Origin of the sequence: Spiroplasma endosymbiont of Seladonia tumulorum (assembly GCF_964020235.1) — a bacterium.
GTDB lineage: Bacteria > Bacillota_I > Bacilli_A > Mycoplasmatales > Mycoplasmataceae > Spiroplasma.
In genome coordinates this window covers 1,979,031-1,995,538 of sequence record NZ_OZ026545.1, presented here as the reverse complement: position 1 = coordinate 1,995,538, position 16,508 = coordinate 1,979,031, and the positions used below count along the sequence as shown (strand labels likewise).

Below are 16,508 nucleotides of genomic sequence, written 5' to 3'. Positions count from 1 at the left end.
AGATGTTATTATGTCAAAAGTAAATATTAAAGATGTAATTATGTTTTTGAAAATCTTTGGAGTTTCATCATTGTTTTTTATCGCAGGAATTATTATTTGTTTTATAGGAGAAAAAACATTAGGTATTTCTTGACCGGCATATGTTATTGTTTCAGCAATGCTTATCGGAGCTGGAATTATAGTTTTGATTATTGAAACAATTAGATTTATCAAAACACATAACAAAAAACAAAAAGAAGATAGTATTGAAGATGTTATTAAAAAAGAAGAAACAAAATAAAGGGGAAGTTATAAATGGGATTGTTACCAGCAAAAAAGAAAATAAAAAAAGATTATGATATTGATAGTTATTATCTTAATTTAGCATCAACTATTACTAATCGTAAAAATGTTACTGTTCAAAAACATAATGAGATTTTAAAAAAAAAGAATTTGTGAAGATAATGCTAATTTTTTAAATCCACGAGATTTAGAAATTAGCATTTATAATCCACTTACTAATCAACAATTAGATACTAAATTAATTAATAACTTTTTAAAGATGCAAGACTTTACTAATAAAAATTGATATAACGAATATAAAATTAATAAGAATGGTAGGGGTACATACTTTATTTTTGTTAATAATTCAAAACTTAATTTTATTACTATTGATTTTTACAATGACCAATATGATGAATTAGGTAATTTAGTATCTTGTACTTTTGATTATGACTCTTATATTAAAAATGACCAGAGTATTTTTATTACTGAAAAATTAGAGATTGATGCTGTAACTAAACAAGTTAAAGTTATTAGAAAGTTAAAAACACGATTATATAGTACTATTACCGACTTATATATTGATGATGCTAAATGAAATAACTATACAACTTTACAAAGAGAAGAAATATTACCACTTAATTTTATTCCAATTCAAATTATTCCTAATAACCCTAATTTTGAGCCTTCTGCTCGTTATGGTAAACAATTTGCTAGTATTTTAGATATTATTGCTGAAAAGATAATGTTAGATCCATTATTAAATAGTGGTAAATTTACTATTAATACTAACGGCGTGACTGGTGTAGTTGACCAAGAAATTAGTAAAATGCTAGCTTCATTTATTGAAAATGACTTGTTATTAGTTGAAGGAGACCCTGATAGTAATTTTCAACCAGTAGATTATATTGCGGGTAATTTTAAAGGTGAACAATTAACCAAAATATATGATTGATTATTAACTAATTACTATAAAATAAATCGCCATCATGTTCCCGCAATCGCCAAGGGAGCCCAACAAACACAAGCAGAAGTTGCGGGAGTAAATATTCAAACAAACGCATCATATGAACAAATGATATATATTAGAGAAATTAAATTAACTGAATTCATTATTAAGTTAATTAAATATGATAATGCGATTTTAAACAGTAGAACATTCAATATTAAAAATATTGATGAGTTAATTGTTGATGTTCGCTTACCAGTAAATGCTACTTTAAACAGACAATTAAAAAACAACGAAACTATTATCAATATGCCTAATGAAGAAGGAGAACAAGAATAATGTTAAAACCATCTGAAAAAATGTTAGCACAATTAGCGGAAAATGATGAACCAATTGACTATTCAATCGATAGTATTCCGTTAGATTTTGCTGCTCAATCGCAGTACAGCAACCCTGACTTAGAACAATTATTTACTGAAGACCGTGCAAGAACCTTATATATTTATAAAATTAATAATATTGTTAAGACAAAGCAAAAACCAATCTTAAATTACTCTCAAAATAGCGTTAAAATAGGTTTTATTGACAAAGATGAATATATTAAAATAACTGGTTATGAAATTAGTGATTTTAACTTTAAATTACAAATTCAACAAAATACCACAGTCCAAGATAATAGCACAAGTTATGTTATGATTGATGAAAAAGATATTTTAATTAATGATATTTCAAAACAAGACAAAGAATTTTTAGAATCCTATGACTTAAAAATAGTATCTATTAATGAGCCAATTAGTGAAGATAACAAAAATGAATGTTATATCATTGAAGAATACAAAGGCCCTTATTCACCCGATGGTGTTAATATTATTAAATCTATGCATTTAGTTAAAATAACTGATTTTAAATGAAAAAACCAAAATAGTATTCATTTAGTATTACAAAAATCATTACCCGAAGACACAGTATTTACTGGGATTGAAATTAAATACCCTAAATCAATGTTATTTGGAAATATTAAGTGTTGAGGCAATGTTAATGGTGTTTATTCTTATCCACAATCAATAGTTGAAAACGCTAGTTTAGTACCTTTACTATCAATGCCAATTGAAACAAACCCTAATGTAAGAATATTTCAGTATTGATTTACTGAAAGTTTTTTACCATGAAGTATAGCCAAAAACTATATTCAAGGAAAAGATATTTTAGATTTGGTAAATAAAAATGGTTTAGAAAAAGTTTTATTAAATTATTTAACATATCGTTATAATTATGACCGTAAATTTCAAGGAGCAAAATACGATGAAAAAGGTAATCCTACCAATAAAGCGGCTGAACTGCGCCAAAAATTTGAAGGACAAAAACCAGAAGATGTAATTGATGGTTTATTTGAAAATTGAAAATTAGATAATTCCACATTTCTTAATGAAAATGTTGTCAAAAGATTTAAACAAATTATTTATATGTTATCAAATTATACATATAGCAAGTATGCAATTAATAAAGGCTATAATGATGATATTAAATTAATTGCTCCTTATTATTTTAAACTAATTTCAAAACCAAATAGATTAGAAGAAGGATATTTTTATTTTTCAGATTGTCAAGTACAAATATATTCATTATATTTTGATTTTATTGGTTCTAATCCACCAATTACAGTAAATTATTGAAAAGAAATTAAAGCACAAGAAAAACCATTTAATCAAGTGGATAATAAATGATATTTTGCTATATGGAAACCTAATAATTCTATTTATTGAAAAATATCAAAATTTAAACACGATACAAATAAAGGAAAAAAATGAGGATTGGGATCCATTAAAACCATATTATATTGATCTCTTTTTATGGGTTTTTGAAACAAAAGAACAAGATTTATTAATAGATGATCAATCAGAAGGTAAAATAGAACGAATTTTTTGAAATGAAGATAAGGGACGAAATTTTAAAGCAGTTTATCGTTGAAATGGTGGTGGTGAACCTCTTAAACCTTTAATTGATTCAAGTACTGGAAAAATTATTGATTGAAATTTAAAACAACAAATAAATGTTAATAATAACAAAGATAATGAAATTAAAGTAAGTGTTAAAAACAAAGATATTTCAGAAAATCCTATTTATCGATTAGAAGCAAATTTTTTTAATTGATTATCCGTAACAAATGAATTAGAAACAAATAACATTCCTTCTCTTATTCCATCAGAAATTAAATTATCTGATGGTGAATATGGGAAATATTTAACTAATTTAATTGTTTTTAATGACAAAATAGAAAACTATTTAAATTATTTTTCTGAATGATATAAATTACTTTATTCTAAAATAGATTGAATTAGTACAATCGAAGATTTAATTGATTATAGTTGTAAATTGTACTATGAAGTGTAGCACTTTATTTGATTTCATTATAACATCAATAAAATAAATGTTCAATATAATTTATTTTAAAAAAATTTAGTAGTTTTGTCTTAAATTTATGAATTTTGACACACCGAAAAATAAAATGATTAAAATTTTATAAGTAATTATATTAAAAATTAAACATTTGTATAAAAACTTCTTTTGAAGATAGTCAATGTAAAGATTTTTTAAGTTTAGAGTTTATTATATTGGCAACTTCTTGATAATAATTTCTTGAATAAATACTTAAATCAATTCCTTTGGAAAATCAATGTCTAAAATCACGAATTGCTCTTTCAACTTTGGGTTTTTGTGTTGGAGTTCCAGCGTCACAAAAATATACTTTAGCATTTGTTATTTTTTCAATTTTTTCTCAATCAGCAAATTCTTTGCCTTGATCTGTTATTATTCCTTTGCATCTATCTTTAAAAAATCTGTTAGAAAAAATTCGTTTTAATGCGTTTGTAACTTCTTTTGTTGTTTTTTCTTTTAATGGTTCAATGATTTTAAATTGCGTTAATTCTTCGATTAAAACTAAACAAACACTATTATTTTTACCAACCATAGTGTCCATTTGAAATCAACCAAATTCATATTTATCATGTTTTGCTTCTTCAATAGTTCTAAAATTTCTTATTTTACCGCGATTATCAATCCTATTTTTTGTTTTATATTTTCTACCATGAAAATACAAATTATATTTCTTGAAATTTAAAAATCCCAAATGAATATATTTATATAAAGTTTTAAAACATACTGGAAATTTAATACCAAACTCTTTTTCATATTTTTTACAGATTTGTTCTGGTGAATCATGAAATTTGTTATATTTTTCATCTAGTCATTCTAAAATATTTAGCAATAATGATGATTTTTTAAAACATTTTTGTTGTTTTTGTAAATAATCTTCGTGTGCTAATTTAGCGTCATATTCATTATCTTTTAACCTTTTTATTTCTCGTCTAATTGTATTGCGATTTTTATGCAATATTTTTGCTATTTTAGATATATTGGGTTTACCATTTTTTCTTTTTAAAGAATCAAGTTCTAATAAATCTTTTAACATTACTCTTTCTTTAAAAGTAAAATGATGCTTTGTTTTATCCATTTTAAAAAATCCTTTCTTTTATATACAAAGTTAATTATATAGTTTTTTGAGGTTTTGGGCGAGCGGTTGATTTTCTTAAATTTTTGTGATAAAATAACTTACAAGTTAAAAAAAGTTTTGAGGTTCTTTCAAACAAATTTGGGAACCTTTATAAAATTCTTCGCTTAACGCTTAGAATTTTTCCCAAGTATTTTGAAAAGCGCGGCAAAAGTTTTTTTAAACTTTAAGGCATTTTTCACAAACTTATGAAAATTACCGCGAGCCCAGATTTAGTACAATATAATCAAAATAATAACCATTATAATTCATCTCCTTTCTAAAATATATTTAAAAGCGCTTGTATATATATATATATATATATATAATGTCAATAGATCTTGATAAAAAATTTCAAGATAAAAGAAAGGAAATTATACAAAATGAAAAAACTTTTAAGTTTATTAAGTGTATTAATTATTAGTGGAACTGCTGTCCCAACAACAATTGCCGCTAGTCCTTATCAAAAAGAAGAAACGTTAAATAGTGATATTAATTTTCAACAAATAAATAATTTAAAAAATTTAAATAGAGTTAAAAGACAAGAAATAACATATCCAATATTAGAAGATGTGTTAATTGATTTAAGAAAAACTAGCATGAAAAAACCAATGCAATTTCAAACAACTAATTCATGATGTGTTATTGCAGTTTTAAAAAATATATTTGATAATAATATTCTTAATAATAAAGATCTTAAAGAAATGGAACAAGAAGAAATTATAAGTTTTTTTTCAGACATTATAAATGATGGGGGTGTTTCGTTATCAAATGTAATTGAATTATTTAACACAAACCCGATAATTAAAGAAAGTTTGGGATATAATTTAAAGGAAATTGATTTAACTCGATTATTTTGAAATAGATTAAATGATATAGAAAAAAGAATGTGGATAAGACATTTAATATGGGAATCTCTTTCTAGACAATCTCCTGTTATGTTTGGTGGTTTTTTTGAATTAGAACATTATGGCCAAATATTTAATAACTCTTCTCATTCTGCATTAATTGTTGGAATCAAACCAAATAAAGAAAATATACTTGAAGATATTTATTATGTTAGAGATCCATGAAGAGACAGTGAAGGTGAATTTATTCCAGATCAAACTACAGAAATTTCAATTACGGGGGAAAAAATTTTTAATATTTTATTTAATCAAATAGAAAACGGTGAATTATTAATACATGAAGATGTTTTTCAATTATTTTGTGAAAAAGCTATTAGTATTTTTTCATCAATTTGAGAAATGGCAGAACCAGAACTAATGGCAGCTATAGTATAATAGAATTAAAATATGAAAAAGATATTAGGTATTTTAGGAACAATCACTTTAATTGGAACAAGTACAACAAGTTTAGTTGCTTGTAATAGTAATACACCACAAGAAAAAGAATATACAACTGAAGAATTAACAAAATTAAAAGAAAAAAACAAAATAAATACTGATAACCAAGAAATTAAAAACAACTTAGAATGAATGGTACCACAAGAAAAACCGTTTAATGAAGTTGATAATAAATATTATTTTGTTGTGTGAAAGGGCAAAACAGAATGATATATAACAAAGTTTCTTAATAATGAAAAAATAAATCAACATGGCAGAAAAGTATTAAAAGAAGAAGACGGATATGAGATTGGTTTATATCGTTATAGTAATTTTAAATATGAAGTTGATTTATTTAATTATGAACCATCTAAAATGACAAACTGACCTTGAAGAATTGACAAAGGAACTTATTTTAAATCTGTTTATCGTTGAAATGGTGATGAACAAAATTTACCTGATTTAGTTGTTAATAATGATGGTAATATAAAAGTTAATTAATAATAAAAAGTCATTTATTAAAATGACTTTTTATATTTCTAATGTAATTAATGATAGTTTTTCATTGTTTTTATTAAATAATTCTAAATTATTAATATTAATTTCTTCTTTTATGGGTGGATAAAAAAATATTATATTATTTGATTTTTTTAAAAAATCAGCAACCGCAATATTTGAATAAGATTTTTCATCTTCAACACCATTTTTTTAAAGATATCAGACATCATTTTCAATTAATATAAGATATGTATTTCTATCCTTAACTCCACTAACTTTGGTTCCAATAGGACAACTTTTAATTAATTTTAAATTTATATCTTTTCCTTCAATAGTTTTTTCATTTGATTTATCAACATAAATATTTATATCATAATTTCCATAACCCCATATACCAGATATTTCAATTTCATTTAAATTAAATAGTTTTGGATGCTTATCAAAAGTTATTTTAATATTATCTACAACTAATTTTTTAGTTATTCCCCCTCAATCTGCCTTAGAATAAAGCAATTTATATCATTGTGAAAAATAATTTAAATAATCTTCTATTTTTTGATTAGAAACAATTAAATTAGTTAAATACTTACCATATTCTCCATCTGATAGTTTAATTTCAGCAGGAATTAAAGACGGAATGTTATTTGTTTCTAATTCACTTGTTATTGATAGTCAATTAAAATAATTTGCTTCTAATTGATAAATGGAGTTTTCTGAAATATCTTTATTTTTTATAATTGCTTTAATTTCATCATTTTTGTTGTTATTATTCTGATGTTTTAAATTTCATTCTATAATTTGTCCTGTTGTTGGGTCAATACTTGGTATATTTGGTTCACCCTTTATTTCACAACGATAAACAGATTTAAAATAAGTTCCTTTGTCAATTCTTCAAGGTCAGTTTGTCATTTTAGATGGTTCATAATTAAATAAATCAACTTCATATTTAAAATTACTATAATGATATAAACCAATCTCATATCCGTCTTCTTCTTTTAATACTTTTCTGCCATGTTGATTTATTTTTTCATTATTAAGAAACTTTGTTATATATCATTCTGTTTTGCCCTTTCACACAACAAAATAATATTTATTATCAACTTCATTAAACGGTTTACCATCTGCATAAACTTTTTCTCAATAATTTAATGGCGATGGTGGAATTGGACCACCAGAAAAATTAAAATACAATGAATTTAACTCAATTATACATTTTTTAAATTTTCAATAATTTTCATCTTTTTTATCAGGTTCAGGTATTGATAATAATTCAAAATAATAGGGGGCAATTAACTTAATATCATCATTATAGCCTTTATTAATTGCATATTTGCTATATGTATAATTTGAAAGCATATAAATAATTTGTTTAAATATTTTTATAACTTTATCATTAATAAGAGTTGGGTTTTTGAATTTTCATTCTTCAAATAGACCATCAATAACATCTTCTGGTTTTTGTCCTTCGAATTTTTGGCGTAATTCAGCCACTTTATTTGTAGGGTTACCTTTTTCATCGTATTTTGCCCCTTGAAATTTTCGATCATAATTATAACGATATGTTAAAAAATTTAATAAAACTTTTTCTAAACCATTTTTATTTATTAAACCTAAAATATCAGCACCTTGAATATAGTTTTTAGCGATACTTCATGGCAAAAAACTTTCCGTAAATCAATATTGAAATATTCGTACATTAGGGTTGGTTTCTATTGGCATTGATAGTAAAGGTACTAAACTAGCGTTTTCAACTATTGATGATGGATAAGAATAAACACCATTAACATTGCCTCAACACTTAATATTTCCAAATAACATTGATTTAGGGTATTTAATTTCAATCCCAGTAAATACTGTGTCTTCGGGTAATGATTTTTGCAATACTAAATGAATACTATTTTGGTTTTTTCACTTAAAATCAGTTATTTTAACTAAATGCATAGATTTAATAATATTAACACCATCGGGTGAATAAGGGCGTTTATATTCTTCAATGATGTAACATTCATTTTTATTGTCTTCTGTAATTTGTTCATTAATAGATACTATTTTTAAGTCTAATGTTTCTAAAAATTCTTTGTCTTGTTTTGAAATATCATTAATTAAAATATCTTTTTCATCAATCATTACATAACTTGTACTATTATCTTGAACTGTGGTATTTTGTTGAATTTGTAATTTAAAATTAAAATCACTGATTTCATAACCAATAATCTTAATATATTCATCTTTGTCAACAAAACCTATTTTAACACTATTTTGAGAGTAGTTTAAGGTTGGTTTTTGTTTTGTCTTAACAAGATTATTAATTTTATAAATATATAAGGTTCTTGCACGGTCTTCGGTAAATAATTGTTCTAAATCAGGGTCGCTATATTGTGATTGATTAGCAAAATCTAGCGGAATACTATCAATTGAATAATCAATTGGTTCATCATTTTCTGCTAATTGTGCTAACATTTTTTCTGATGGTTTTAACATTATTTTTGTTCTCCTTGTTCTTCATTAGGCATATTTATAATAGTTTCATTGTTATTTAATTGTCTGTTTAAAGTAGCATTTACTGGTAAGCGAACATCAACAATTAAATCATCAATATTTTTAATATTAAATGTTCTACTATTTAAAATAGCATTATCATATTTAATTAACTTAATAATGAATTCAGTTAATTTAATTTCTCTGATATATATCATTTGTTCATACGAAGCGTTTGTTTGAATATTAACACCAGCAACTTCCGCTTGTGTTTGTTGAGCCCCCTTAGCGATTGCGGGAACATGGTGGCGATTTATTTTATAGTAATTAGTTAATAATCAATCATATATTTTGGTTAATTGTTCACCTTTAAAATTACCAGCAATATAGTCTACTGGTTGAAAATTACTATCGGGGTCTCCTTCAACTAATAACAAGTCATTTTCAATAAACGAAGCTAACATTTTACTAATTTCTTGGTCAACAACACCAGTAACTCCATTAGTATTAATGGTAAATTTACCACTATTTAATAATGGGTCTAACATAATCTTTTCCGCAATAATATCTAAAATACTAGCAAATTGTTTACCATAACGAGCAGAAGGTTCAAAATTAGGGTTATTAGGAATAATTTCAATCGGAATAAAATTAAGTGGCAATATTTCCTCTCTTTGTAATGTTGTATAGTTATTTCATTTAGTATCATCAATATATAAGTCGGTAATAGTACTGTATAATCGTGTTTTTAACTTTCTAATAACTTTTTTACTTGTTTAGTTACATAATTAATTTCTAATTTTTCAGTAATAAAAACACTCTGGTCATTTTTAAGATAAGGGTCATAATCAAAAGTACACGAAACTAAATTACCTAATTCGTCATATTGGTCATTGTAAAAATCAATCGTAATAAAATTAAGTTTTGAATTATTAGCAAAAATAAAATATGCACCTTTACCATTCTTATTAATTTTATATTCGTTATATCAATTCTTATTAGTAAAGTCTTGCATTTTTAAAAAGTTATTAATTAATTTAGTATCTATCTGTTTATTATTAATTGGATTATAAATGCTAATTTCTAAATCACGTGGATTTAAAAAATTAGCATTATCTTCACAAATTCTTTTTTCTAAAATTTCATTATGTTTTTGAACAGTAACATTTTTACGATTAGTAATCGTTGATGCTAAATTAAGATAATAACTATCAATATCATATTCTTTTTTTAATTTCTTTTTTGCTGGTAACAATCCCATTTATATCACCTCTTTATTTCGTATCTTCTTTTTTAATAACATCTTCAATACTATCTTGTTTTTGTTGTTTGTTATGAGTTTTGATAAATCTAATAGTTTCAATAATTAAAACTATAATTCCTGCTCCAATAAGCATTGCTGAAACAATAACATATGCTGGTCAAGAAATACCCAATGTTTTTTCTCCGATAAAACAAATAATAATTCCGGAAATAAAAAACAATGATGAAACTCCAAAGATTTTCAAAAACATAATCATATCTTTAATAGTTACTTTTGGCATAATACCATCTCCTTCCTAACTTACTTTTTTTCTTTCAATATACAATCCTTTAATTTCAACACTATTTGATATTGATGATAATTTAAACTCACCGTTGGAAAATAATTGAATGGTAATTCAACGACTTGGATTATTTCCATATGATATTCCACTTGCTAATTGACCTTTAAAGTTTATATGCGTAATTATATATAGTTCTATCTCAAGCGTTGTATAACACCATAAACGATAATAATATTCTGACTTATTAAAATTTTTAATTTTATATCCTTTAGAATCTTGAACAAAATCACTAGTATCAACAACTTTTCAATCATTTGATATTTTAGGTAAATCTTTTTTCTGTAAATAAAATTTATCTAAATATTTAGTAGTACCAAATGTATCATCAGTACTTTCAATTCCCGCAACTGTACTATCAATAATCATATAATCAGCAGTATTTTTACCACCTTCAAAACTAGGGTCTCAAATTCTTAATTCCCCGTTTTCAGCATTAAAATCAGCATTAACACGACCACTACTATTAGGTAATAAAGTTATTTTATTTTGTTTTAAATCTGAAACCATTAATTCATCAGCAGTATTTTTAATAATTGTTTTATTATCAATTTTAATATCACTACCGCCACTTTGTTTTGCTTTTCAGACACCATTTTTTTCATAAATAGTATCATTATCAAAGGGAACATTTATTTCATTATTGTTATTTTTAACAATAGTTTTATTGTCAATCTTAGTTTTTTCTTTTTCTATTAAAGCATCAACTTCTAATTGAGTATAATATGCTTCTAAATCAATCATTGTTAAATCAATACCTTCTTCTTGAAAAGTACGAAACATTTTCTTTAAAGTTGTTAAATTAGCCAATGATTTTGCATAGGTAGGCAATAGACCTTGTCAAGTAATCATAGGGTCATTTTGCGATGAATAATTAATATCACCAACACTCATATTTGCCGAAGTAAAAAATTCAATTGGAATGCGGTTAAATGTTCAATGCTCAATCGTAATAAACACCATATTAATACAAATTTTCTTTAATAATGGATCTTTAAATGTTTCAAACTTTAGTTTTGAAAATGGATAGTTTAAGTAAGAATTAATCATATTTTGGGCTCTTAAAGCAAATGTTTTAAATCATAATTCTACATCACCTTTAAAAAACTTATTATAACGAACTGGAGCTTGTGTAATTTTACCTGTCATTGGAATAAAATTATTATAATTTTCCAAAGTAACATTTTGTCATAATTCATTTAACATTTAATCATCTCCTTATCATTTACTTTTTTTAGAATATATTTTCTTTAATATAAATTTTTTACTATTTAGTAATGTTTTTGTTTTAATTGTTTTGTTTAAATCTTGTTTTGTTCTGAGTTGTTTATATGCTTGAAATACTAGTCCATTACCTAACAAACTAGTAACCGCACTATCTTCTAGCGTATTTAACAATTTATATTTATTAAAGTTATTTTTAAATTGTTCTTGCATTTTTAATATCTTAGCAATTGTCCGATATATTTTAAAACTATCTTTTACTACTTGCTGATAAACAAGTGGGGCAAAAGAAACTAAATTAAACAAACTTGTTTTTTTAAATCCCCAACCAATAAACCATTCACTGTTCATATAGAATTTAAACGGTTCAGGAGCTAAAACAAACTGTTCTGCTTTGATTAAAGTTGTCATAACGACAATAGGGGCATATTTAGGATTTTTATAATATATTGTTAAAGCAACTTCACCCGCAACTGATAATGGAACAATTTTAACTGTTAAAAAAACATCAGAACCATAAGCAAAAGGTAATAATTGACCTTTTTTAATAGCCTTAGTTTCAAATTTAGATAATATTTTTTTAGTTTTATCAGTAATTTTACTAATTACTTTTTGTTTAATAGTAATTATTTGTTTTTCAATTGGGGCTAATAATTTTTTAGTTACTTTTTGAATATAAAAATTTGGGTTTAAATGATTTAAAATTTTATTTAATTTAATTGGTGTTTGATGAAAAATATTTAATAATTTATTATTATATATTTTACTGCCCCGCATTAAATTAGCATTTAATATTAGGTTTTTACCAACACCTTTTTTATGAAGATTAGTCATTATGTTATATCACTCATTAGTATTAATTTTGCTTATTTTATCAATATTTAATCCATATTCAGACAATCATTTATTAGCATTTATTTCATTTATGCGTGGTATTTTTTGAACTAATGTAGGACTTATTTTTTGAATATTTTTTTCAATTTTTAATAAATTATTAATTGTTTCTAATTTAGAAACTTTAAAACCCTTATAAAAATCATTTCGGGCTAATTTTCCAATTGTATATAATAAAGTTTCATTATTAGCTTGTTTTGTAAAATCAAATATTAATTTATCAGATAAAATCTTTTTACCTGTAACTTGCCTTACAACATCTTCTAAATTATTAGCAGTTATTACACCTAATTTTTCAAGTAGTTTAGTTTCTTTCGCTAATTTTAAAATTTTAGTTGTTCGAGCAGCACGCGTTAATTTTCCAATACCACCAATTGCTGGTAGCAAATTTAAGGCAGTACTTTTTACTGTCACTTCTGATGTTAATTTATCGTATATTTGATTTACGGCAAAATCGGTTGCTGTTTCTACTCCAAATGAGATAAATGCTGCGGCAAAATTAGATAATCCCGCACCAAGACCAACAGCCGAAGCAATACCACCAGTTAAAACTGATAAACCAAGTGCTAAAACTTGAATTCCTAAAAATTCTAATAACTGTAAACCAAAATTTTTTTCTTGTTGTTGGATTGACAATCTAGTTGGATTTTTTTTAACAGCATAAATAAGGGCTGTTTTAGATGTTCCAATTGGCATATATATCAAACGAAAAAGTACTATTTTTTAGTACTATTAAGAATTTTTAATTTTAACATCAATCGGATTTGTTTGACCAGTAGCGTTGTTTTTACCTTCAATTTGAACTTCAACAGTTTTATCATTTGTAATATTAATTGGTCAGTCTTCACCTTTACTTTCAATAAAGTAATCAAAATCACTTTCAGTTAAAGAACTATTTACTGCTTTTACTGCTTTTAAAACAACATCTTTAAATTGTGATTTTAACTGTTCGGCTGTTGCTTTTGTTGGGTCTGTAACATGAATATTTGGTTTATCTATTTTATTAATTTTACTAATATCAATTTTTGAAACAATATGTTTAATAATTCCCTTAGGTTCAACTACTGCCCCACCTAAATATAAAACTCTTTCCATAATCAAAGTATTACCCATTCCAGTACCCAATGCAGCTGCACCAACTCTTAATGGAGTATGGTCTTTTTTGCGTAAGATAAGAGGGTCATATTTTTTACTAAATTTAAAGGCAATTGCATTAACACCATCTGGTAATAGAGTAATTGTTCCTTCTGAACCATCTTTATTAATAATTGGTAATTTTTTAGGAACCATATAATATGTTGTTCCTTCAACAGTTTTCATTGCTCCGCTTGTTTCAATTACATTGTTTATTTGGTCATTTGCTCCAAGTTGTAACTGTAATTTATTACGAATTCCACGAATAAAATCAGCCGAGCCCAAGACAACTGTTTCTGATGGGGTAAATCCATTTTCATATATTTTATCCATAATTTCATCGTGAATTTGTAAAGCATTAGTATCATCTGCTTTTTGGCCTTGAATGGTTGTAACTACTCCTTTATTAATAATTTCTAAAATTTTATTACGTTTATAAGCAACCTCAGTATCCATTGCTTGTTCAATATCAGCAGCCCAAAGATTAGGGTTAAAATCACTTTCTACAGGGTCTAATTTACGAGCAAAAGTTAAAATTGTATCTAATTCAACAATTCCATCATCAAATTCTACTTCTGAATAATTTAATAATTTATCATCAGTATTAAATACTTTCCCATCTTTACCAGAACCTTCATTATATTTAATATTTTTCTTTCTTTTATATGCTAAACTAAATTTACTTGCATCTTTTCATGCAAATAATGCTTCTCAACTAAATTTTTGTTGATAAGTTTGTAAATATCATTGTTCAAATGTTTCTCGATCTCGTTTTGTTGCTTGATTAGCAATATCTCCGAAAATTCTTTGTGGGTTTTGTGCCATAATTTACTTCCTTCTTTCTATTTATTAAATACATTGTCTGTATCTAAAATATTGTTTTCTTTGTTTTCTACTTTTGGTACGCCACCAGTATTAACTGTTTGTACCTTAATTAATTCATCATAAACACTTTGCAATTGTGTTTTAATGATTTCAATATCATCAGTAATATCATAAGACTTTAATAAAACATTTTTAAATTCTTCATTATCAGTTAAAGAATTAATAAAGTCAATTACTTCAATTTGTTTTAATTGAATTGTTTGTTGTTCAATTTGTGAAGTTAATTCAGTATTTTTTGTTTGTAGTTCGTTGATTTGCTGATTACTATTTTCTAAATTAATTGCATTAAATTCTTCAACTTCAGCAGTATTTTCTAAAATAATTTCAGCAGTTTTAATATCTAAACTACCATCTTCATTTTTAATAGGTTCACTATTTTCATTAATAAGAACATATTTTACATTTTTTAATGCCATTGTTTTTCCTCCTATTTTTTAATATTTGTATTTGTTCTTTTTCTAATCGCTTTTTGTATAATTTCAAAACTGTCTACTCTAAAAGACAAAAAATAGCGTTTAGTTTTTATATTTAACTGATTAAATACTGAGCCTTTAATTTTTATCTCATCATCTTTTTTTAATTTCAAAAACTCAGTTAAAATAGATGGGTTATATATTGATAATGTTGAGTAATTTAATCCTTCTCACTGACATTTAGCCGAACAAGCATCAACTTCAACACCACCAGCAACCAGTGCCTTAATCTTAGTTTTAATCGGATTTTCATGTAATCTAACAGTTAATTCTAACTTATTAACTTTTTTATTTTTTATTTTAGGTTTATTAGTTATTGATTTTTTAGGTAAATTACTTTTTGTTTGTGCCATTTTTATCAACTCCTTTTGCTAAAAAATACTGTAAATGTTTTCAAGCATCGTGTTCGTGCTCTGACATTTTAATATTTCCTTTATAAATATAATTTTTCTTAATGACTGGTGATTGTAAAATATATTTTAAATTAAATAGATATTTGCATAAAACTTTTAAACCACCAATAAATTTAGGAGTAGATAATGGATTTTTTATTTTTAAACCCTTATGAAGTTGATAATCTTCAATTATTACAATAACTTTATTTAAATAAGAACAAATTTTATTTTTAAACTCATTTAATATTAAATACATATTATTTATTGCTTCTTCTTCATTTTTGGAATTAAAAGTAATATTATTAATTATTTTCTTTTGCAAAACATTATAAATAATAATACCAGTTTGTCCAATTCCAGCAGGGTCAATTGCAATAATATATTTTAATTTATTTGTTTTATTTTTTTGTCAATTTGTAATATTTTTCATCCATCGGATGCTAAATCTAAAATATCGTTAATTTTATAATATTGCATATATGAAACAATAACATCTCACTTGTCTTTAAATAAATTTAAGTACATTTTGGCTCATTCTAAACATTGCAAATCATAATGCTTTTTATGATGTGAAATACGACAATTAATAGGTTGACAATTAACTCAATCAAATGATGTTGTTATTTCATTTCAAGTTTTATTAATATATTTACTTTTATATTCTGTCATTTATCTATACTCCTTAATTCTTTTTATTTGTTGCTCAAATTTCATCATTAATATCATTTACTGTTACCAGATAAGCTCGTATCATTAATTCTTGTAATTTATTTTTAATTTTTTTATTTCATTTTTTCATCAAATATTTCCTTTCTGTAAAAAAACATAATATTCCTTTATT

18 protein-coding genes are annotated in these 16,508 nt (G+C 24.7%); 6 read left to right on the top strand and 12 right to left on the bottom strand.

The annotated features are described in order from the left end of the window. Window positions 1-10: 10 nt before the first annotated feature. The 4 genes from AACL22_RS12725 (at window position 11) to AACL22_RS12710 (ending at window position 3,117) form a co-directional block, all read left to right on the top strand. On the top strand, window positions 11-280 hold the full coding sequence (locus tag AACL22_RS12725; RefSeq protein WP_338988785.1) for a hypothetical protein: 270 nt from the start codon (window positions 11-13) through the stop codon (window positions 278-280). A 14-nt stretch (window positions 281-294) separates the two neighbouring features. Beyond that, window positions 295-444, top strand: coding sequence for a hypothetical protein (locus tag AACL22_RS12720; RefSeq protein ID WP_338992661.1), 150 nt, complete (start codon window positions 295-297; stop codon window positions 442-444). Between the two features lie 97 nt (window positions 445-541). Next, on the top strand, window positions 542-1,549 hold the full coding sequence (locus tag AACL22_RS12715; protein WP_338992659.1) for a hypothetical protein: 1,008 nt from the start codon (window positions 542-544) through the stop codon (window positions 1,547-1,549). Beyond that, a complete protein-coding gene (locus tag AACL22_RS12710; RefSeq protein ID WP_338992656.1) occupies window positions 1,549-3,117 on the top strand; it encodes a hypothetical protein in 1,569 nt (522 codons plus the stop codon). Before AACL22_RS12715 ends, AACL22_RS12710 begins: the two co-directional genes overlap by 1 nt. A gap of 626 nt (window positions 3,118-3,743) precedes the next feature. On the opposite strand, the gene AACL22_RS12705 is transcribed toward AACL22_RS12710, so the two are convergent. Next, window positions 3,744-4,721 carry an IS30 family transposase gene (locus AACL22_RS12705; RefSeq protein ID WP_338992653.1) on the bottom strand — a complete coding sequence of 326 codons (978 nt, stop codon included), beginning with the start codon at window positions 4,719-4,721 and terminating at the stop codon, window positions 3,744-3,746. A gap of 419 nt (window positions 4,722-5,140) precedes the next feature. Here AACL22_RS12705 and AACL22_RS12700 point away from each other — a divergent pair, with 419 nt between their 5' ends. After that, window positions 5,141-6,040, top strand: coding sequence for a hypothetical protein (locus tag AACL22_RS12700; RefSeq protein ID WP_338992650.1), 900 nt, complete (start codon window positions 5,141-5,143; stop codon window positions 6,038-6,040). 12 nt (window positions 6,041-6,052) lie between these two features. Further along, window positions 6,053-6,583 (top strand): lipoprotein, encoded by a 531-nt coding sequence (locus tag AACL22_RS12695; protein ID WP_338992647.1) that lies wholly within the window; start codon window positions 6,053-6,055, stop codon window positions 6,581-6,583. Window positions 6,584-6,790: 207 nt separating this feature from the next. Here AACL22_RS12695 and AACL22_RS12690 read toward each other — a convergent pair whose 3' ends face one another. The 11 genes from AACL22_RS12690 to AACL22_RS12640 all read right to left on the bottom strand — a co-directional run bounded on the left by AACL22_RS12690 (window position 6,791) and on the right by AACL22_RS12640 (window position 16,336). After that, entirely contained in the window at window positions 6,791-9,061 is a 2,271-nt protein-coding gene (locus AACL22_RS12690) for a hypothetical protein (RefSeq protein WP_338992645.1), read from the bottom strand. Next, complete coding sequence (locus AACL22_RS12685) at window positions 9,061-9,720, bottom strand: hypothetical protein (protein WP_338992642.1); 660 nt, start codon at window positions 9,718-9,720, stop codon at window positions 9,061-9,063. The genes AACL22_RS12690 and AACL22_RS12685 overlap by 1 nt, the downstream gene beginning before the upstream one ends. An 86-nt stretch (window positions 9,721-9,806) precedes the next feature. Then, the gene (locus tag AACL22_RS12680; RefSeq protein ID WP_338992639.1) at window positions 9,807-10,319 is read right to left on the bottom strand and encodes a hypothetical protein; all 513 of its coding nucleotides are present in this window, start codon (window positions 10,317-10,319) and stop codon (window positions 9,807-9,809) included. A 13-nt stretch (window positions 10,320-10,332) separates the two neighbouring features. Beyond that, window positions 10,333-10,602, bottom strand: a complete 270-nt coding sequence (locus AACL22_RS12675; RefSeq protein ID WP_338992636.1) for a hypothetical protein — start codon at window positions 10,600-10,602, stop codon at window positions 10,333-10,335. Between the two features lie 15 nt (window positions 10,603-10,617). Further along, window positions 10,618-11,868, bottom strand: a complete 1,251-nt coding sequence (locus tag AACL22_RS12670; protein WP_338992633.1) for a hypothetical protein — start codon at window positions 11,866-11,868, stop codon at window positions 10,618-10,620. Between the two features lie 12 nt (window positions 11,869-11,880). After that, window positions 11,881-13,476, bottom strand: coding sequence for a hypothetical protein (locus AACL22_RS12665; RefSeq protein WP_338992630.1), 1,596 nt, complete (start codon window positions 13,474-13,476; stop codon window positions 11,881-11,883). Window positions 13,477-13,512: 36 nt separating this feature from the next. Further along, window positions 13,513-14,739 carry a hypothetical protein gene (locus AACL22_RS12660; protein WP_338992628.1) on the bottom strand — a complete coding sequence of 409 codons (1,227 nt, stop codon included), beginning with the start codon at window positions 14,737-14,739 and terminating at the stop codon, window positions 13,513-13,515. 17 nt (window positions 14,740-14,756) lie between these two features. Then, window positions 14,757-15,215 (bottom strand): hypothetical protein, encoded by a 459-nt coding sequence (locus AACL22_RS12655; protein WP_338990294.1) that lies wholly within the window; start codon window positions 15,213-15,215, stop codon window positions 14,757-14,759. 11 nt (window positions 15,216-15,226) lie between these two features. After that, a complete protein-coding gene (locus tag AACL22_RS12650) occupies window positions 15,227-15,625 on the bottom strand; it encodes a hypothetical protein (RefSeq protein WP_338991212.1) in 399 nt (132 codons plus the stop codon). Next, entirely contained in the window at window positions 15,606-16,097 is a 492-nt protein-coding gene (locus AACL22_RS12645; RefSeq protein ID WP_338992625.1) for a hypothetical protein, read from the bottom strand. Before AACL22_RS12645 ends, AACL22_RS12650 begins: the two co-directional genes overlap by 20 nt. Then, the gene (locus AACL22_RS12640; protein ID WP_338988664.1) at window positions 16,052-16,336 is read right to left on the bottom strand and encodes a hypothetical protein; all 285 of its coding nucleotides are present in this window, start codon (window positions 16,334-16,336) and stop codon (window positions 16,052-16,054) included. The genes AACL22_RS12645 and AACL22_RS12640 overlap by 46 nt, the downstream gene beginning before the upstream one ends. Between the last annotated feature and the right edge of the window lie 172 nt (window positions 16,337-16,508).